This window comes from Adlercreutzia sp. ZJ304 (assembly GCF_011039075.1).
In the GTDB taxonomy this organism is placed as follows: domain Bacteria; phylum Actinomycetota; class Coriobacteriia; order Coriobacteriales; family Eggerthellaceae; genus Adlercreutzia_A.
Map to the genome: position 1 here is coordinate 78,364 of NZ_JAAKEG010000009.1, position 18,498 is coordinate 96,861.

General features: G+C 46.6%; 13 protein-coding genes and 1 tRNA gene. 13 read left to right on the forward strand and 1 reads right to left on the reverse strand.

The window, feature by feature from the left end; genetic code table 11:
• Positions 1 to 60: 60 nt before the first annotated feature.
• The 5 genes from glp to G7Y46_RS06445 are packed head-to-tail and all read left to right on the forward strand — an operon-like array spanning position 61 to position 5,203.
• Positions 61 to 1,323, forward strand: a complete 1,263-nt coding sequence (gene glp / locus G7Y46_RS06425) for a gephyrin-like molybdotransferase Glp (protein WP_165253392.1) — start codon at positions 61 to 63, stop codon at positions 1,321 to 1,323.
• Positions 1,320 to 1,802: a MogA/MoaB family molybdenum cofactor biosynthesis protein gene (locus tag G7Y46_RS06430; protein ID WP_165253394.1), complete on the forward strand. Its 483-nt coding sequence runs from the start codon at positions 1,320 to 1,322 to the stop codon at positions 1,800 to 1,802. The genes glp and G7Y46_RS06430 overlap by 4 nt, the downstream gene beginning before the upstream one ends.
• 14 nt (positions 1,803 to 1,816) lie before the next feature.
• Positions 1,817 to 3,274 (forward strand): alanine racemase, encoded by a 1,458-nt coding sequence (gene alr, locus G7Y46_RS06435; protein WP_165253396.1) that lies wholly within the window; start codon positions 1,817 to 1,819, stop codon positions 3,272 to 3,274.
• Positions 3,271 to 3,849, forward strand: coding sequence for a uracil-DNA glycosylase (locus G7Y46_RS06440; RefSeq protein WP_165253398.1), 579 nt, complete (start codon positions 3,271 to 3,273; stop codon positions 3,847 to 3,849). The genes alr and G7Y46_RS06440 overlap by 4 nt, the downstream gene beginning before the upstream one ends.
• Complete coding sequence (locus G7Y46_RS06445; RefSeq protein ID WP_165253400.1) at positions 3,839 to 5,203, forward strand: folylpolyglutamate synthase/dihydrofolate synthase family protein; 1,365 nt, start codon at positions 3,839 to 3,841, stop codon at positions 5,201 to 5,203. The genes G7Y46_RS06440 and G7Y46_RS06445 overlap by 11 nt, the downstream gene beginning before the upstream one ends.
• A 54-nt stretch (positions 5,204 to 5,257) precedes the next feature.
• Here G7Y46_RS06445 and raiA read toward each other — a convergent pair whose 3' ends face one another.
• Positions 5,258 to 5,839 (reverse strand): ribosome-associated translation inhibitor RaiA, encoded by a 582-nt coding sequence (gene raiA, locus G7Y46_RS06450; RefSeq protein ID WP_165062446.1) that lies wholly within the window; start codon positions 5,837 to 5,839, stop codon positions 5,258 to 5,260.
• A gap of 177 nt (positions 5,840 to 6,016) precedes the next feature.
• Between raiA and nhaA the strand changes: the two genes are divergently transcribed.
• The 8 genes from nhaA to G7Y46_RS06495 all read left to right on the forward strand — a co-directional run.
• Entirely contained in the window at positions 6,017 to 7,483 is a 1,467-nt protein-coding gene (nhaA, locus tag G7Y46_RS06455) for a Na+/H+ antiporter NhaA (protein ID WP_165253402.1), read from the forward strand.
• Positions 7,484 to 7,599: 116 nt separating this feature from the next.
• On the forward strand, positions 7,600 to 9,843 hold the full coding sequence (locus G7Y46_RS06460; protein ID WP_165253404.1) for a heavy metal translocating P-type ATPase: 2,244 nt from the start codon (positions 7,600 to 7,602) through the stop codon (positions 9,841 to 9,843).
• Between the two features lie 146 nt (positions 9,844 to 9,989).
• Positions 9,990 to 10,790: an SDR family NAD(P)-dependent oxidoreductase gene (locus G7Y46_RS06470; protein ID WP_165062449.1), complete on the forward strand. Its 801-nt coding sequence runs from the start codon at positions 9,990 to 9,992 to the stop codon at positions 10,788 to 10,790.
• An 88-nt stretch (positions 10,791 to 10,878) separates the two neighbouring features.
• Positions 10,879 to 10,954, forward strand: a tRNA-Glu gene (locus G7Y46_RS06475).
• Between the two features lie 90 nt (positions 10,955 to 11,044).
• Positions 11,045 to 12,049: a virulence RhuM family protein gene (locus G7Y46_RS06480; RefSeq protein WP_206214106.1), complete on the forward strand. Its 1,005-nt coding sequence runs from the start codon at positions 11,045 to 11,047 to the stop codon at positions 12,047 to 12,049.
• Positions 12,050 to 12,292: 243 nt separating this feature from the next.
• Positions 12,293 to 12,544 carry a type II toxin-antitoxin system Phd/YefM family antitoxin gene (locus G7Y46_RS06485; protein ID WP_165253406.1) on the forward strand — a complete coding sequence of 84 codons (252 nt, stop codon included), beginning with the start codon at positions 12,293 to 12,295 and terminating at the stop codon, positions 12,542 to 12,544.
• Between the two features lie 2 nt (positions 12,545 to 12,546).
• On the forward strand, positions 12,547 to 12,840 hold the full coding sequence (locus tag G7Y46_RS06490; protein ID WP_165062450.1) for a Txe/YoeB family addiction module toxin: 294 nt from the start codon (positions 12,547 to 12,549) through the stop codon (positions 12,838 to 12,840).
• A gap of 892 nt (positions 12,841 to 13,732) precedes the next feature.
• Positions 13,733 to 18,498 (forward strand): leucine-rich repeat domain-containing protein (locus tag G7Y46_RS06495; RefSeq protein WP_165253408.1); only part of this gene is annotated, 4,766 nt, incomplete at its 3' end.

The following is an 18,498-nucleotide window of genomic DNA, read 5'->3' on the forward strand; positions in this document are numbered from 1 at the left end:
AATGGGCGTCTTTCGAGGCGCCCATTCTATGCACTTATATATCCACGTTTGAGGAGTGTTATGTCAAAAGACGAAATGATATCTCTTAGCGAAGCTAGAGAACTTGTGTTAAGCCGCATTGGCGACATGCCGGTTGAGACTGTGGGGTTGCTTGACGCTGTTGGGCGCGTTGCAACAGAGGATTTGCGAAGCGATATAGACGTGTCGCCTTTTGCGCATTCCGCGATGGATGGTTTTGCTGTGCATACATCCGACTTGACTGACGCTAGCGCGGATGCGCCGGTTCAGCTAAAAGTAATTGGCGATATAGGTGCAGGCGATGTATTCCAAGATGCTATTGGTTTTGGGGAGTGCATTCGCATAATGACGGGCGCTGAATTGCCCTCAGATGTCGATGCTGTTGTGAAATACGAGATAGTGGATGTAGTTGAAGGCGACGGCAAACGAGGATCTATCGTGTCGTTTACCCAGCCTACTGCAGCTGGAAGTAATGTGCGACAGGCTGGTGAAGAGGCTCGTGCAGGGCAGGTAGTGGTGCAAGCAGGAGAAGTTCTAGGCACCGCTGGCGCAGGTTTTTTGGCTAGCTGCGGCGTGTTAAAAGTGCCTGTACGCAAGCGTCCAACTGTGGGAATTATGGCTACGGGTAGCGAACTGGTGCCGCCGGATACGGTTCCCGGTGCTGGTCACATTCGCGAATCTAACTCTTTTGCTTTGGCTGCATGCGCGAAAGCTGCAGGTGCAATTCCAACAATTTTGCCTATTGTTGCCGATACATACGAGGGCTTGCGCAACGCTGTAGTTCAGGCAAGCGCGCAATTCGATTTCGTTATAACAACAGGTGGCGCTGCAAATGGCGATTACGACTTCATAAAACAAGTTGTGGAAGATACCGGCGAGCTGCTAATGACGCTTGTGAATATGCGTCCCGGAAAGGCTCAGACATTTGGCTTTGTGAACGGCACGCCCGTATTTGGGTTGCCGGGAAATCCGGCTGCAGCGTATTGTGGTTTCGAGATGATAATTCGCCCAGCGCTGCGCAAGATGCAGGGTTATTGCCATTTCGATCATCCGCGTGTTCGCGCTAGCCTAACAAAAGATGTAAAAAAGAAAGATCCGCGCATGATTTTACTGCGCTCTGTGCTAACAGTTGCAGATGATGGCACCTATAAAGTAACTCCAGCTACGAATCAAAGTTCGGGGTCTTTTGGTGTTATCCAGAAAACTAACTGTCTAAGTGTAATGCCTGCCGGATTAGAGTCGAAAAAAGCTGGCGATATTTTAGAGTGCATACTGTTAGATATCCCAGAGGAGGTAGCGTTATGAGTGAGTCTGTATCGTTTGCGATAATTACATGCTCAGATACGCGCAGCATGAAAGAAGATCAGGCAGGCGATGCCCTAGAGCGGCTAATAGCGCAATCGGGTTGGGAATTGCGCGACCGCGTTATAGTTACCGATGATCGCAGCGCCATATCTGCGGCAATTGTGCGCGCAACAGATGAGCTGAAATGCGACGTAGTGCTTACATGTGGGGGCAGCGGCTTGTCGCTTCGCGATGTTACGCCGGAAGCCACGATGGACGTATGCGATAGAAATGTTCCCGGAATAGCTGAAGCAATGCGTATGCACAGCTTGCAAATTACCCCATACGCTATGTTGTCGCGGGCGCTGTGCATGCAACGTGGTCGGTCGTTGGTTATCAATTTGCCGGGTTCAACAAAAGCTGCAACAGAGAATTGGGAAGGAATAGTAGACGCTTTGCCGCATGCCGTAAAGATGATGGACGGCAAAGGTCACAACTAGCGTACAATATAGCTATGGAAGAACTCCCTAACGGTTTCACGGGCTTTAGAAAGCGCAGCCCCGGCTTTACGTCGGCTGGCGATGCTATGCGCAAATCGCGCCGAGCTGCCGAGATGGGTCGCGAAGACGTACGCTACAAGGAAAGTGGGCGTAAGGCGGCTCAATATGGCTGGCAGGTTCCGCGTGAAAGCCTTGCTATCGATAATAAGAAGCTAAATACAAGGTCGTATACCGACCCTGCAGATATGAAATATTACCTGCGCGTTCCCGATGTTTTAAATGGCGAAATGCCGCCAGTGTATAACACAGAGGCGCTTGCAGAAATTCCTGAATACGAAAAGCGTTGGTCGTGGGTGCAGATAGATTTATCTGCTATTCGCCACAATACAATGGCTGTGAAAAATTCACTTCAGCCCGGCGTTCGTCTAATGGCAGTAGTTAAGGCAGATGGATATGGGCACGGCGCACTACGATGTGCGCAAACCATGTTGAATTCCGGTGCCGAACAGCTAGCTGTTGCTACGGTGGAAGAGGGCATTCAGCTTCGCGAAGAGGGCATTCAGGCTCCTATTTTGATACTGTCTGAACCGCCTATTTCAGCTGTGCCGCTTCTTTTGGCGCACAAATTAATGCCAAGTGTATTCAATGTAGAATTTGCTATACGCTATGCTGAAGCAGCCGACAGCATAGATACGAAGGCTCCGTATCATTTGAAGATTAATACAGGAATGAACAGGATAGGTGTTCATTATTCTGAAGTTGCTGAATTTTTGCGGCAAACGTCTTTTCATCGGGCGCTCGAACTGGTTGGTACGTTTACACATTTTGCTACTGCAGATGAATCTGACACTATGGAAATAGAGCGAGCCAACAATCGTTTCCTGATGGCTTTAGATGCAATGGAGGCTTTAGGAGTCGATCCCGGAATAATACATGCAGCAAATTCCGCAGCAACCACGCGATTCCCGCAGCTGCAATACGATATGGTTCGTGTAGGTCTTTCGCTGTATGGCTACTATTCCACGCCAGAAATGTTTGGCATGATAGATTTAATTCCCGCGATGAGCGTGCACGCGCGCATTACCGACGTAAAGAACGTTCCTTTGGGCGAGGGCGTAAGTTATTTCCTTACGTACAGAAGCGGCGGCTATGCAAAGATATGCACGGTTCCTATTGGTTATGCAGATGGGTTGCGATTTAACTTATCGAACAGCATAAATTTTGTACTAAATGGCAAACAAGTTCCGCAGGTGGGCAACATCTGCATGGATCAATGCATGTTTGAGGTGTCTCAGCGATCTAGGGGCACTTCTGCGTATATTGAACCGCAAATTGGCGATGAAGTGCTAATAGTTGGCGCTAAAGGCGACGCTTTCGCGACAATAGATGAAATGGCAGATATATTAGGCTCGATGAGCTACGAAATTTGTATTGGTTTTGGTAATGGCAGGCTGCCTCGGGTGTATGTATGAGTAAAATTCCTATTCCGCTAGATGAAATTAGACAAAGTGTATCGCAATGCCGTAGTTGCCCCCTTGTTGATGGGCGCACAAACGTAGTATTTGGCGAAGGTAGTCCGAATGCTCGTGTCCTTATAGTGGGAGAAGCGCCGGGTAAAAACGAAGACTTGCAGGGGCGCCCGTTTGTCGGTGCTGCTGGAAAATACTTAGATGAGCTTTTAGGTGTAGCTGGTCTTAGGCGTGAAGAGGTTTTCATAGCCAACGTGCTTAAATGTCGGCCTCCCGGAAACCGCGATCCTAGACCAGAGGAAATAGAAGCATGCGCACCATTTTTGCGCGAACAGACGCGCACCATAAATCCCGAGTACATAGTTACTCTAGGAAATTTTTCAACGAAATTTATCCTGAAGACCGATCGTGGAATAACGGGGCTGCACGGACAGCTTCATATGGCTGGGCGCTTTAAGGTGTTTCCTGTGTTTCACCCCGCAGCTGCGCTCTACGATAGCAAAAAGCGCGAGGCGCTTGAGAACGACTTCGTCACTTTAGGGCAGTTGTTGAAAAGCGAAACAATCAATGGGAATTAAAGCATCTTGCGCGGAAAAAGACGTGTGCAATAGTGCGCATTTTGACCCTGTTGAATACATCAATACACCGCGCTGGCTTACTTCGAAACCCGGTCTTCGCCGAATAGAGGCGCTGGCTGAAAAGCTTGGGCGACCTCAAGATAGGCTACGTTTTGTGCATGTTGCTGGCACGAATGGCAAGGGAAGTGTATGCGCATATTTGTCGTCTATTCTGCAGGAATCTGGGCTGAAAGTAGGCCTGTTCACAAGCCCGTATATAGAGCGCTTTGAAGAGCGCATACGTGTTGACAGCAAAGACATAAGCACCCCTGACTTAACAGCTGCCACATTGCGCGTGCGAGATGCGGCGTGTGCTGTTGAAGCCGAACTAGGAGAACATCCTACTGAATTTGAGCTGATGTGCGCTGTTGCGCTAGTTCATTTTGAAGCTGTAGGCTGCGATATATGCGTTATGGAAACGGGGCTAGGTGGCAGGCTTGATGCCACAAATATAATTACTCCCGACATTAGTGTTATAACGCGCATAGGGCTTGACCATACAGATTTGCTAGGGGAAACGCTAGACGAGATAGCCTCCGAGAAAGCAGGCATTATTAAGAGTGGTTGCAGCGTTGTTAGTTGGCAGCAAGACGCAGAAGCGCTAATCCCTATAGAAGCTGCATGCAAAAATAGGGGCTGCCAGCTTATAATGCCCGACTTTAACGATTTGAAGGTGTGTGCGCTCAATTTTTCTTCTGGTTTATACAGTTTTGAATACAAAGGCAAAAGTTATCAAATACGTTTATTGGGAAGCTGTCAGCCGTTTAATGCTAGCGTTGCTATAGAGGCAGCGTGGGCGCTGCGTGCACTTGGGTGGAACATTTCCGATAATGCTATTTATGCTGGGCTTGAAAATACCAGATGGACCGGGCGTTTTGAAATTATTAGCAAAGAGCCGCTCTGCATTGTAGACGGTGCCCACAACCCGCAAGGAGCATATGCTTTGGCTGAGTCGTTGCGGGAATTGCTGGCGGCTGCCGATATGAAAAATTGCAAGGTGAATTTTATTGCTGGAGTTCTTGCCGATAAAGATTACGAGCATATGATTGCTGCATTAGTGCCGCTAGCTTCTTCTTTCACGACGTATACGCCCGATAATCCTCGCGCATTAACTTCTGGCGAACTTGCGTCTGCAATACACGCTCAGGCGCAAGACGACATTTTGATTGAGGCAGCCGAAAGCCCTGAAGCTGCTGTGAAAATGGCGCTATCGCGCACTTCGTCACACGATTGCGTTGTTGCGTTTGGTACGTTGTATTCTGTGTCTCGCATAAAGAAATGCCTGCAAAGCGTTGTATCTGCAGGCATTTCGTAAAGTGTATCTGTAGTTATTTAGCAGTTATTTTTGCTTTGCGCTAAGCTATGGGCGCTACTCAGTCGGGGTTAGAAGACCATATCCGCCGTCGTGACGTCTGTATAGCACGTGTACGTTTCCGCTGTCGCGGTCGGTATAAACATAGAAATCGTGTCCCAGTAAGTCTATTTCGGTAAGAGCTTCTTCTTCGGTCTTGGGCGAATACTCTATTTCCTTGCGACGCACCACTTCGTTGTCGGATAGCTCTTCCATCAACTTGTCTAGGTCAAGTTCGCTTTCTGCGCGTGCACTTTCGCGATCGTGCACCACTTCGGTTTCTCGCTTTTCGCGTCTTTTGTCGTTCACGCGAGTTTTAAGTTTGCGCAGCTGTCGGGCAATTTTTGCCGCCGCAACATCTATGGCTGCAAATAGGTCTTCCTCGCGCACTTGCGCACGGGCAACATGATTAGGAATGAATACCGTTACCTCGCAGATAGCAGCGTTCTTAATTGCGGGGTTTTTTTCGCGGAATAACACTATTTCGCAAGCTGTTGCATTCACATCTAACTGTTGAACTGCGCCACCTATTTTTTCGATAGCGTATTCTTTCGTAGAATCGCTTACATTTATCTTGCGTCCGGAAACTTTGATATCCATTGCGTACCTCTGTCTATTGTTGTGGACAATACAATTAAGGATAGGCTAGTTTGCGTCTGTGTGTCGAGCATTACGAAAGTGTATCCTTTCTGATAACTAATCTAATATAGCTTGACGCCAGCATTGCCCTATAATCCTTAGAAAACACCATAGCATATGATTGAGTAGGGGCGCGAGATGGCACATACCGAGAAAACCCAACAAGAGCCCAAAATTTCGGAAGAATCAGCCGATAAACTAGAACTTGTACAACCTACAGCAGAGAATCCAGATCCGCACGGAATATACATAGATGAAGTGCAAGGTCGTAATCGGCGGATGCGTAAGCTGATATCTTTTACACACTCTTCAACGCGGGCGGCGGGTGTTATGCTGCTGGCTGCTATAGCGGCGCTAATAGTGGCGAATACGGCTACATACGAGCCTTTCTATAATTTTTGGCATCATACGGAAGTAATTCTTGCGGTTGGTCCGTTGTGGGGCGAAATTTCGCTTGCGCATATGATAAACGACATGTTTATGGCGGTTTTCTTTTTGCTGGTCGGCATTGAAATTAAATACGAAATGACCGTGGGAGAGCTTACCAATATTAGACAAGCGGCGCTTCCTATAATGGGTGCAATTGGTGGCGTGGCCGTTCCTATAGTAATTTACCTGCTATTCAATGCTGCAAATCCGCAGACTATTGGCGGCTGGGGTGTGCCTACCGCAACCGACATTGCGTTTGCGCTTGGTATATTGGCGCTTCTGGGCAGCCGCGTACCTAGCGGCATTCGAGTGTTTCTGTCTACGTTGGCTGTGGCTGACGACATAATAGCAATTCTTGTAATTGCAATTTTTTATGGCGAAAGCCCAAATCTGGGATGGCTTGCTGCTGCTGCGGTAGTATTTATTGTGCTTGTTGTTATGAATCGCAAGCATGTGTATTCGCTGGTGCCTTATATGCTTGTAGGGTGTGTACTTTGGTTTTGCGTTTATATGTCTGGTGTACATGCAACTATTTCTGGTGTGTTGTTGGCATTTGTTATACCGTCTGGCAGCCGCATAAATATGCAAACGTTTTTGGAGTGGTCAGGCGATCGTGTGCAGTTGGCGAACAAATTTCACGATGAACAAACGCCTATAGTGGCGCAGAAAAAATATTTAACCACGGTGAATAGCTTATCGAATGTGTCGCGCGAAGTGTTGCCCCCTGTAACGCGCTTAGAACACAAACTTTACCCGTGGGTTTACTTTGCCATATTGCCGCTGTTTGCGCTTACTAATGCCGATGTGTCATTAGTCGGTGGCGACATATTCGCAATGCTAACTTCGAATGTGGTTATGGGTGTGTTTTTTGGTCTTGTTGTAGGTAAGCCTCTTGGCATTATGTTGATGAGCTTTCTATGTGTAAAGCTGCATATTGCCAAATTGCCCGAAGGTGTGAATTGGATGCACATGTTGGGCGCTTCCATATTGGGTGGCGTAGGTTTCACAATGGCCATTTTTGTTGCCAATTTGGCTTATACCAGCAGCGTGTTTGTGTCCGAGGCGAAATTGGCGATTCTTCTTGCATCGCTATTTGCTGGGGTGGTAGGGTTTTTGTTCTTGTTCATGCAGGCTTCAAAAGCGGAAAAACACTCTAGGAAGCATCCTGAACAGTAACGGCTAGTCTTGCGCTTATCTTAGACTTGCGCTTATATGTTTAATTGACTATATTCTACTTAATACAATTTATGAACATATGCGCATATATTGAAAAGAAGTAAAAAGAAGGCAGCATGAGTGAAACTACGACTATTCGTCTTGCTATAGACGGTATGCATTGTGCAAACTGTGCAGCGAACATTGAAAAGCATTTTCGGCAAACGCCGGGTGTTGAAGATGTTGCGGTAAATTTGGCTAACAATACTGGGATGGTTACGTTCAATACGCGAATTGCCAGCGTAGACGATATGCTGCACGTTTTTGACGATATGTCTTTTACGGCAGAATTAATTCCTGAAGATGCGCCACTGGTTGATGAAAAGCGGCGCGCGCGCGAAGCGGTGCGTGCCAAGCACGATATACATGTTTTTGCTACTTCACTAGTGTTAACAATACTAATAGTCTGCATAGGAATGATTCCGGGCGCACATATGATGTTTGGCGGTGCTTTAGCAGGCATGTTTGTGCCCGATCCAACGCACGCCCAATCTATGTTTGCAGCTAATTTGGTACTTCTTGTGTTAACTATTCCGGTGCAATTCGGGTGCGGTGCGCGCTTCTATAAAGGTGCATTTCAGTCAATTCGCGGCGGAAGCGCAAATATGGATGTTTTGGTAGCGCTTGGCACCACAATTGCTTTCATATTTTCGCTTTGGATAACCTTCTTGCCTGCGATAAATGGAGACTGGACAGGCAACAGCGGCTTGCAAATTAACGAGGGTATGCCCTATTTCGAGACATGCGCCATGCTGATTACATTTGTTTTGTTGGGCAAGATATTAGAGACGCGGGCAAAAGGCGCAACCAATCAGGCAATAGAGGCACTGATAAACTTAACTCCGCCTACTGCTGTTGTGCTGCGGGGCGGAAAGCAGATAGAAGTGCCGCTTGCTCAGGTTGCAGTGGGCGATTCAGTACTAGTGCGTCCCGGCGAGAAAATGCCTGTAGATGGCGTAGTTTCGGAAGGTTCCACCGAAGTGGACGAATCGATGCTTACAGGCGAGGCGCTTCCTGTGGTGAAAAAGGTTGGCGATGAGGTGGTTGGAGGCACGGTAAACACCACCGGTTCCATTACGGTGCGGACCCAGCGAGTGGGTACCGATACTACTCTTGCCCGCATAGTGCGCGCTGTTGAAGATGCCCAAGGCAGCAAAGCGCCCGTGCAGCGCATGGCAGACCGTATTGCTGCGGTATTCGTGCCGGTTATTTTAGGGTTGGCGGTTATTACGTTTTGCGTATGGTTCTTATTTGTGCCACCTGCGGGCGTTAATACATTGCTGCAGCAATCGCTGTTGCCGGCTATAGCTGTAATAGTTGTGGCGTGTCCGTGTGCTTTGGGGTTGGCTACTCCTACAGCTTTGATGGTCGGTATGGGCAAAGGCGCGCAGATGGGAGTGCTTATAAAAGATGGCGAAGTGCTGGAATCTATGTGCAAATTATCGGCTGCGGTATTCGATAAGACCGGCACTATAACCTGCGGTGCGCCTGTTGTAGAGAAATGCGATGTATCAAACGAGTGGCTTGCGTTGGCGGCTGCGGTTGAAGAGAAAAGCGAACATCCGCTGGCACGTGCTGTTGTGCGCTATGCGCAAGACGCGGGCATAGCATTTGCCGATGTAGATGTACAAGATTTTAATGCGGTAGTTGGTGCGGGTGTAGTTGCGCGCGCTAATGGACACGATATAAAAGTTGGCAGCAGGGTTATTGTGGATGGCAAAGACGTAGGTGGTTTTACTTTCCGCGATGAACCTAAGCCCGATGCTGCAAGTGCGCTTGGGCAGCTGCGCGGGCAATTCAATGTTGCATGTTATATGGTTACAGGCGATGCGCAGAAGCCAGCTATGGAAGTAGCAAACGAGGTAGGAATAGAGCAAAGTCGCGTATTTTGGGGCGTAAAGCCAATTGAAAAGGCTGAGCGAGTAAAAGAAGTTCGCGCTAATGCATCTGAAGCGGGCGACGATGCGGGCAAGAAACAGGCTGCCGTAACGGCATTTGTGGGCGATGGCATAAACGATGCACCTGCTTTGGCTGCAGCTGACATAGGTATAGTTATGGCATCTGGTACCGATGTTGCCATAGATGCCGGACAAGTGGTTCTTATGCGTAACCGCCTAGCTGATATGGTTGTGGCTCTTCGCCTATCAAAGGCAACAATGCGCAAAATAAAACAGAATCTATTCTGGGCGTTAATTTATAACTGCATAATGATTCCGCTTGCGGCTGTTGGTATATTAGCCCCAGCTTTGGCGGGTGCCGTCATGGCGCTTTCCAGCGTAACGGTTGTTTGCAATTCACTTCTGCTCAAGCGCTTCAAATAGCGTTTGAACGATGCAGGTAAGCGGTGGCTATTTAGTTGTATGGCGCATTTCACCTATTGATAGTGCGATTTAATGCGCTGTTTACAATATGAAACGTACTCTTTGATATAGTCATATCATTTATAGACAAGGTGAAAGGTTTATTTATGGGCGCTTTTGAAAATAAGACAGTTATTGTAACCGGCGGTGGGTTTGCAGCGCTAAAAGATGGTTCTGCGGGTTCAATTGGATATGGAATAGCTACGGCTTTTGCGAAAGAGGGCGCGAATTTGGTATTAACCGGGCGCAACGTGCAAAAGCTTGAAACGGCAAAGGAGAAACTAGAAGCCGAATTTGGCATAAAAGTGCTTCCTGTGCAGGCTGATGTTGAAGCTAGTGCCGACAATAAAGCTGTCGTGCAAAACGTGGTAGACAAAGCTATGGCAGAATTTGGTCGCATAGATGTGCTGGTGAATAACGCACAGGCTTCTGCTTCGGGCGTAACGTTGGCTGACCACACTACCGATCAGTTCAATTTGGCTATTTATTCTGGGCTGTATGCCGCTTTCTATTACATGCAGGCTTGCTATCCGCATCTGAAAGAGACAAAGGGCAGCGTTATTAATTTTGCCAGCGGTGCTGGTTTGTTTGGCAACTATGGACAGTGTGCATATGCTGCCGCTAAAGAGGGCATTCGTGGCATGAGCCGTGTGGCTGCAACCGAGTGGGGTCCTGATGGAATTAATGTGAACGTGGTGTGCCCGCTTGCTTGGACGGCTGCGCTAGAGAAGTTCCAAGATGAATATCCGGATGCTTATAAGGCTAATGTACATATGCCGCCTATGGGTCATTATGGCAATGTTGAAACCGAGATAGGGCGCGTCGTGGTGCAACTTGCCAGCCCCGATTTCAAGTTTATGAGCGGCGAGACTATTACTTTGGAAGGTGGCTTAGGGCAGCGTCCGTAATGCGTTTGCGGAAAGCGTCGTATTTTTTGCTTGCAGTACAGGATTGGCTTTGGCATAATAGACAAGCTACTCTTGTGGCATACATAATGGTCCCGTCGTCTAGCGGTTAGGACGCCGCCCTTTCAAGGCGGAGGTCGCCGGTTCAAATCCGGTCGGGACTACCAAGAAACACGAGGTCAGTAGGTTATTCCTACTGACCTTTTTAATAGGATAACTTGATGATAGTCATTTGACCTATCTGGAGGCGATTGACCATGAAATCTAACGAGATAATTCCCGCTAAGCCAGGTGACATCGTTCTCTATCAGTCAGAAGCAGGCGTTCCGGAAATCGAGTGTGTGTTTCATGGCGAGAACATGTGGCTTTCTCAGGCTCATATGGTCGATTTATATCGAATCTCAAAGAAAACAATTAGCGAGCATATCAACAACATTATTGATGAGGGAGAATTGGACGCTGATGCAGTTGTCCGGAAATTCCGGACAACTGCTGCTGACGGGAAAAACTATCAAGTTAACTACTATTCTCTTGAAATGGTGATTGCTGTTGGCTATCGAGTTCGCGGAAATCGGGGTACTCAGTTTCGTAAATGGGCAACTGTGCAATTGAAAGAATATCTTCAGAAAGGTTTCAACCTTAATGATAAGGCGTTAAAAAATGCTGGTGGGGGAACGTATTGGAAAGAGCTGCTTGCTCGTATTAGAGATATTCGTTCGAGTGAAAAGGTTCTGTATCGACAAGTACTTGATTTATATGCGACAAGTATTGACTATGATCCAAAGGCCGATGAATCTGTCCTATTCTTCAAGACGGTTCAAAACAAAATACACTATGCTGCTCATGGGCATACTGCTGCGGAAGTAATTATGCAACGAGCAAATGCAGAGCTGCCTTTCATGGGTCTTACAACATTCGAGGGTGAGCAGCCAACGCGTGAGGAAACTGAGATAGCGAAGAATTATCTCAACGAAAAAGAATTGCAGCGGCTTAATAATCTTGTATCGGCGTTTTTTGACTTAGCAGAAATGCGGGCAGAAGACCATCAACCAATGTGTATGAAAGATTGGATTCGCGAGTTAGACGATTTTGCGCAACGCTATGGCAAGGGGTTGCTCGAAGGTTCAGGTAAGGCTAATCATAAGGGAGCCATAACGAAGGCTCATAAGGAATATGAGGCCTATAGAGTGAGGATTTCTGCCCAGCCAACACGCATTGATTGCGATTTTCTCGAAGAGATTAAAGGAATACAAAAGTACTGAAAATGGTCAAAACTTCCGACTTTCCATGGTCGGATTGCCGTATAGCTGGCTTGAATTGTGGAGAACACTGGGCAAACAGCATTTGGTGATGCATCTATAGGCGCTATTTTGTGCTTTTCACAGTGGAAAGCTGGAAGTTTTGACCATTTTTCCGTAAAAAACTTTCTGCAAGCTTGTATTTGTCTTGACGTACGTAAATACGTACGTTACTATCTAGTCAACTTAGACGGAAGTGAGACAATTATGACTTCGATAACTGCGACGGCATTGCGTCAGAATATCTACCAAACCATTGCTCAGGTAAACGCCAATTGTGCTCCTATTTCTATTACTAACAGCAAGGGAAAAGGTGCTGTTCTTATAGGAGAAGACGAATGGGCAGCTATTGAGGAAACACTTTTTTTGAATAGCATTCCGGGGATGACAGAATCTTTACAGATAGGATTGCAGAAATCATTAGATGATTGCATTTCCGAAGACCAACTGGAATGGTAGCTATGTATCTTATTAAGATTACAAAGCAAGCTGCAAAAGATGCGAAGAATCTTAAATCTGCTGGATTAGACAAGAAAGCGAAAGCTCTTATTGATGTAATTCGAGAAGATCCCTTCAAAAATCCACCTGCATACGAACCGTTAGTCGGCAACTTGTCTGGGCTTTATTCAAGGCGAATTAATTTACAACATCGGCTTGTCTATCAGGTATATGCACAGCCTATTGACGAAAACGGGATTTCTTACGAAGGGACCATAAAAATCGTTCGTATGTGGACCCACTACGAAAAAGTATAGGCTTCAAAGGACACTGAAGCAAAAATGAAGCATCATATCCAGTGGCGCACTAAAAGTGGTCAAAACTTCCGACTTTCCATGGTCGGATTGCCGTATAGCTGGCTTGAATTGTGGAGAACACTGGGCAAACAGTATTTGATGATGCATCTATAGGGGCTATTTTGCGTTTTTCACAGTGGAAAGCCGGAAGTTTTGACCATTTTTCCGTAAAAAACTTTCTGCAAGCTTGTATTTGTACGTTATGCAATTAGTTCTTTGGGCTGTAAGTGCTTAATCGTTCTTCAAACTAGGCGCAACTTTTTGCAGTTACTCTAGGAAGAAGTGCAGTTGGGGTGCAGCTAAGTCGAGAAGTTGCAATTCACCAAAAATTATGAAGAAAAAGTGTAATGTGTTGCTTATGTGCTCTAAAAAATATAGGGGCAAAATGGCACTTTTGTACTTCAAGAAATCGGCGTCTGACCTGCGAAAAAATATGAGTGAGCATTTACGTAGCAATCTTTTGTCTGGATTTGTTCGGTTCAAAAATTCGCAATTTGCGTCTTGCGCAAAAACCTCTTTACGTCTTATACTCCGCCTTGCCGAGAAGGCATGATGCAACGGGATAGACATAGCATGGGTAGATGGTCGGCTTAGGGAACCGATTAATCACTCAAAGAACTAAACGGGTTTAGCGGTACGCCTTTGCGTATTGTTTGCTTACATGGTTGCAGTTGTAGGGCAGCAGTGTATCAATTCTGCATTAGCTGCATATCACCTGCGTGACCACACTAAGCGCCCGCGCCAAAATAGGCGGTTCGCAATAGTCCAAAACCTTAACGCAAATGCCATCGCGGCAAATTTAGCGGGATTCCACCGGGTAACTAAGCTGGTGGGCGTAGTTAAGGGACAGACTATGGGCAGAACAAGTATCGTTTCAAAAACTATATCTGTAGTTTTAGCATTCGCATTTGCTTTTAGCATGGTGCCTAGTGCGGGTATAGCATTTGCAGCCGAAAGTAATGACGCAACAAACGCCGCAACTTCTAACACTTCAGATGCCAATACACGTACAGGCGAGAATACTGGCGATAAAGCCACAGTGCAAAAGCCGGAAATTACAACCAAAGAGGCGCAGATAGGTGCGCCTGAGGGTTCGTTGAATGACGATGGCAATCAAAGCGGCACCAACAACGTTGCCGCCAACCAAGGCAACGGTGCAAGCCAAAATACCACCAATCAAGGTCAGTCCGGCATAACCAACGCTGAAATTTCCATATCGCAAAACGGTGCAACTGATGCCCAAAACAGCGAAACTGACAAGATAGATGTGGTTTCGGGTACGTTCAGTACGTTCGGAATGAATGGTAACGATCAAGCAACTGCCGAACAAACCATCTTTACGTACGGCGGGCTAACGTATGAAGTTAACGCGACAGCGATAGCGGAAGGCGCAGAAACTACCGGCGAAAACACCGTCACGCTTGTTGGCTGGCTTTCAAACGCCGCTCCGCAAGGTACGTTGAACATTCCAGCAACTGTTACTGCCAACAACAAGCAGTACACGGTAATTGCCATTACCAGCAAAGCTGCCGATGCGGTGCTGGCTAAAATGGCAGCCGATCCCGATACTGTCTACTCTGAAGCTCAAGCCGCGCAAGCTCAGGCAGAAGCTGCTGCAGCTGCCGCGCAGGCTCATCTCGTAACTACAATCAACATTCCTGCAACTGTTACCAGCATTAACCCTGCGGCGTTCGCGCAATTCCCCAATGCCACGGCGGTTAATGTGAACGCTGATAACTCTACATACAGCAGTTACAACGGCGCGCTTTACGACGCCGCAAAAACAAACCTCCACCTCGTCCCGGAGGGTATGGAGGGCGCTGCCGTGCTCCCGGATTCTGTGGCTAACGTCCCTGCTTGCGTATTTTCCCGATGTGACAAGCTTTCAGCCATTATTTTCTCAACCGGGAGCACTGGCAATTCCCACTTTGCTACTGTGAACGGGGTTCTGTATAACAACGACAAAACGCAGCTTATTGCCGCGCCTGCGGGTCTTGGGGTTAGCGCTGCGCTGGCTTCCGAAACGCGCACAATTACAGAAGGCGCGTTCGCGGGTAACGACAAGCTGCAAACCATAACAGTAAATGGTGTGGTTTCAGAAATTAGCGCCGACGCGTTCGAGGAATCTGTGGTTAAGAACGCCACGGTAGCATTGCCTACACCTGATGTGCTTGCTCAAAATGCGGAAAAGGGTGAAGGCGAATCCACCGACCAAACAACAGCTGCCAAAGCCGCTTGGGAAACTGCCGGCTTTACCCACTTCGTAGAAGCAGCCACTCCGGGCGAAACCGTAGTGCCCGCGCAGGACGAAAGCGGTCTAGCCTACACTCTGCTTGATAACTATACGCTAAGTGTTGGCTGGCAAGGAAGCGCTGCTGCGCCCCAGCATCTTGACATTCCAAGCATGGGTGAAGGTGCGCTTGCTGCTTATCCTGTGCGCGAAATAGCGGACAACGCATTTGCTAATCAAACAACTTTGCAAACTATTAACTTACCCGATGGTCTTACAACCATTGGTGAAAATGCGTTTGCAAATTCAGGCTTAACTAATGTATCTATTCCTGCCGGCGTGCAAGAAATTGGTGAGGGTGCATTTGCTAACACTGCAAACCTTGCAAGCGCAGAACTACACGATGGCTTGCGCGTAATTGGTAGTAGTGCTTTTGAAGCTACAGCTGCAAAAATGCTTGTGTTGCCAGCAAGTGTGCAGCGTATAGGCGAAAGTGCGTTCAGTGGTCTAAGCGACACGAAAATTGTAGCGCTGGGTGTTATCCAGAACATAAACGGTGCGGCGCTGGGCAATAGTGCGGGTGTGCAGGTGTACGTTCCTGTGGGAGAAAATGCTTACGCGCGCCCAAATAGCGAAACTATAAACGATAAAGACGCTGTGTCCATACCGGCATTGGCTCTTGCTAAATTGCCAGATATTAATTGGTCGGCTGGGGCTCCTGCCCAGAATAACCACATTCTGTCGTATGGCGTGCAACTTGCCGATGCTCCGCTGCAACTACATGTTGGCGAAGAGGGCAATTTGCTTGATGGTGGCTACATTGATGCCCCTGCAGGTGTGGATGTGCATACTGGCTACAGCAACGCGAACCAAATAAGTGTTATAGCTGGCACAACCAGCGTTAAAGCCTATGAAACTGGCAACACGTCGGTTCGGATTGCCCTAACAATGGGCGATATAACGTTAGCTAACGCCACACGTGCGGTTATAGTGAGTGTTGCAGAAAAGCCTGTAGCCACAGAAGAGCCTGACAAAAATAATAGCGAAGACGGTGAACTTGTTGAACCTGTAGAAAACGTAACTGAACAAGTTGAACTTAGCAATTTGCAAGGTGCTGGTGCTGGCGAAACAGCTGAATCTGATGCTGAAACCAATGCGCTCAAAGATGAAGCCAAAAACGCAGCCAATAACGACGGCGAAACCATTGCGATAGAAGATGTATCTGCCAACCTACCGAATTACACAACCGAAGACAACACACCAGTAACTTACATGTCGTTTGCCCTTATGGCTGAGAGCGAAGTAGTGCAATTTAATGATGGTGGCATCAAGTATCAGGTGAATCCCGACGAGGGCAGCGTTAGTGTTATTGGTCTTGTAGATACTACGAATACCGGAGCAATAAACATTCCGGCTAGAGTTTCTTATAGTGGAAGTGAGTATTTAGTTACAACCATAGCTAATAACGCCTTTGAAAACTCAGGCATTACAGGCGTTAATCTACCTCAAGGACTAAAGACAATCGGAGATGAAGCATTTTATGGCTGTAGTGGTCTTACGTCTATTACTTTCCCAAATACGCTTGTAGAAATTGGTAGTAGTGCATTCCAAGATACAAAATTTACATCTATTAGTCTTCCCTCGTCTTTAAGAACTATTAAAGGTTACGCATTTACTAGTGTTCCAATTGCAGGAGAGCTCTCAATTCCTGAAGGTGTCGAAAATATCGGCAGTAGTGTATTTGGGAATAATGTAGATATTACTAAGTTGACCATTCCCTCAACTGCTACAAATTTAGCAATTGATGTTGCTTATGGGTTGTCTGGTGCGACTGAAATATTGGTTGCATCAGGTAATCCAAACTATACATCTGTTGATGGTGCTTTGTTTACAAAAGATATGACAACACTAATGAGATATCCCGCTTCTAATCCCAGAACAGAATACGAGATACCTTATGGTGTGAAAACGCTTGCAAAGGGAGCCTTTGCTGGTATGAAAAATTTGGAAAATATAGTTATTCCAAATTCTGTAGAAACGCTTGGGAATGCTTTGTTCCACTATTCTTCAAAGCTAAAAACAGTACGTATGTCTTCTTCTGTGAAAAATGTTGACAGTAAGATTTTTAGCGATACACCTGCACTAACTGAAATAACTTGGTTATCATTCCCGACAGGTGATGTAAGCAAGCAGGCTTTCTGGCATTACTATTCGCACGAATTACCTCAGGTTACAGTTAAGGTTGCAGAGGGTACTGAAGCACAATGGGAAAGCTACTTTCCTCCTGACCCCGTACGTGTGGAAAAAGGCTTACCTCCAAGGTATAAGTTTGTAGGAGAGAGTGGTATTGGTGCTACAGAAACTGGTCTAGAGACATCTGATTTTACTTACACATCTTTAGGTGATGGCACATACTCAGTTGCGCCAAAAAGTGGTGTTAGCTTTGAGGGTAGAGTTGCCGACATTGCTGCAGATGTTAACAATTACCATATCGCTGTTACAACCATAGCTAATAACGCCTTTGAAAACTCAGGCATTACAGGCGTTAATCTACCTCAAGGACTAAAGACAATCGGAGATGAAGCATTTTATGGCTGTAGTGGTCTTACGTCTATTACTTTCCCAAATACGCTTGTAGAAATTGGTAGTAGTGCATTCCAAGATACAAAATTTACATCTATTAGTCTTCCCTCGTCTTTAAGAACTATTAAAGGTTACGCATTTACTAGTGTTCCAATTGCAGGAGAGCTCTCAATTCCTGAAGGTGTCGAAAATATCGGCAGTAGTGTATTTGGGAATAATGTAGATATTACTAAGTTGACCATTCCCTCAACTGCTACAAATTTAGCAATTGATGTTGCTTATGGGTTGTCTGGTGCGACTGAAATATTGGTTGCATCAGGTAATCCAAACTATACATCTGTTGATGGTGCTTTGTTTACAAAAGATATGACAACACTAATGAGATATCCCGCTTCTAATCCCAGAACAGAATACGAGATACCTTATGGTGTGAAAACGCTTGCAAAGGGAGCCTTTGCTGGTATGAAAAATTTGGAAAATATAGTTATTCCAAATTCTGTAGAAACGCTTGGGAATGCTTTGTTCCACTATTCTTCAAAGCTAAAAACAGTACGTATGTCTTCTTCTGTGAAAAATGTTGACAGTAAGATTTTTAGCGATACACCTGCACTAACTGAAATAACTTGGTTATCATTCCCGACAGGTGATGTAAGCAAGCAGGCTTTCTGGCATTACTATTCGCACGAATTACCTCAGGTTACAGTTAAGGTTGCAGAGGGTACTGAAGCACAATGGGAAAGCTACTTTCCTCCTGACCCCGTACGTGTGGAAAAAGGCTTACCTCCAAGGTATAAGTTTGTAGGAGA

What these genes read in the sequence shown, in the direction of transcription:
- glp (WP_165253392.1), top strand. Translation starts at nt 61, where the DNA reads ATGTCAAAAGACGAAATGATATCTCTTAGCGAAGCTAGAGAACTTGTG.
- G7Y46_RS06430 (WP_165253394.1), top strand. Translation starts at nt 1,320, where the DNA reads ATGAGTGAGTCTGTATCGTTTGCGATAATTACATGCTCAGATACGCGC.
- alr (WP_165253396.1), top strand. Translation starts at nt 1,817, where the DNA reads ATGGAAGAACTCCCTAACGGTTTCACGGGCTTTAGAAAGCGCAGCCCC.
- G7Y46_RS06440 (WP_165253398.1), top strand. Translation starts at nt 3,271, where the DNA reads ATGAGTAAAATTCCTATTCCGCTAGATGAAATTAGACAAAGTGTATCG.
- G7Y46_RS06445 (WP_165253400.1), top strand. Translation starts at nt 3,839, where the DNA reads ATGGGAATTAAAGCATCTTGCGCGGAAAAAGACGTGTGCAATAGTGCG.
- raiA (WP_165062446.1), bottom strand. Translation starts at nt 5,839, where the DNA reads ATGGATATCAAAGTTTCCGGACGCAAGATAAATGTAAGCGATTCTACG.
- nhaA (WP_165253402.1), top strand. Translation starts at nt 6,017, where the DNA reads ATGGCACATACCGAGAAAACCCAACAAGAGCCCAAAATTTCGGAAGAA.
- G7Y46_RS06460 (WP_165253404.1), top strand. Translation starts at nt 7,600, where the DNA reads ATGAGTGAAACTACGACTATTCGTCTTGCTATAGACGGTATGCATTGT.
- G7Y46_RS06470 (WP_165062449.1), top strand. Translation starts at nt 9,990, where the DNA reads ATGGGCGCTTTTGAAAATAAGACAGTTATTGTAACCGGCGGTGGGTTT.
- G7Y46_RS06480 (WP_206214106.1), top strand. Translation starts at nt 11,045, where the DNA reads ATGAAATCTAACGAGATAATTCCCGCTAAGCCAGGTGACATCGTTCTC.
- G7Y46_RS06485 (WP_165253406.1), top strand. Translation starts at nt 12,293, where the DNA reads ATGACTTCGATAACTGCGACGGCATTGCGTCAGAATATCTACCAAACC.
- G7Y46_RS06490 (WP_165062450.1), top strand. Translation starts at nt 12,547, where the DNA reads ATGTATCTTATTAAGATTACAAAGCAAGCTGCAAAAGATGCGAAGAAT.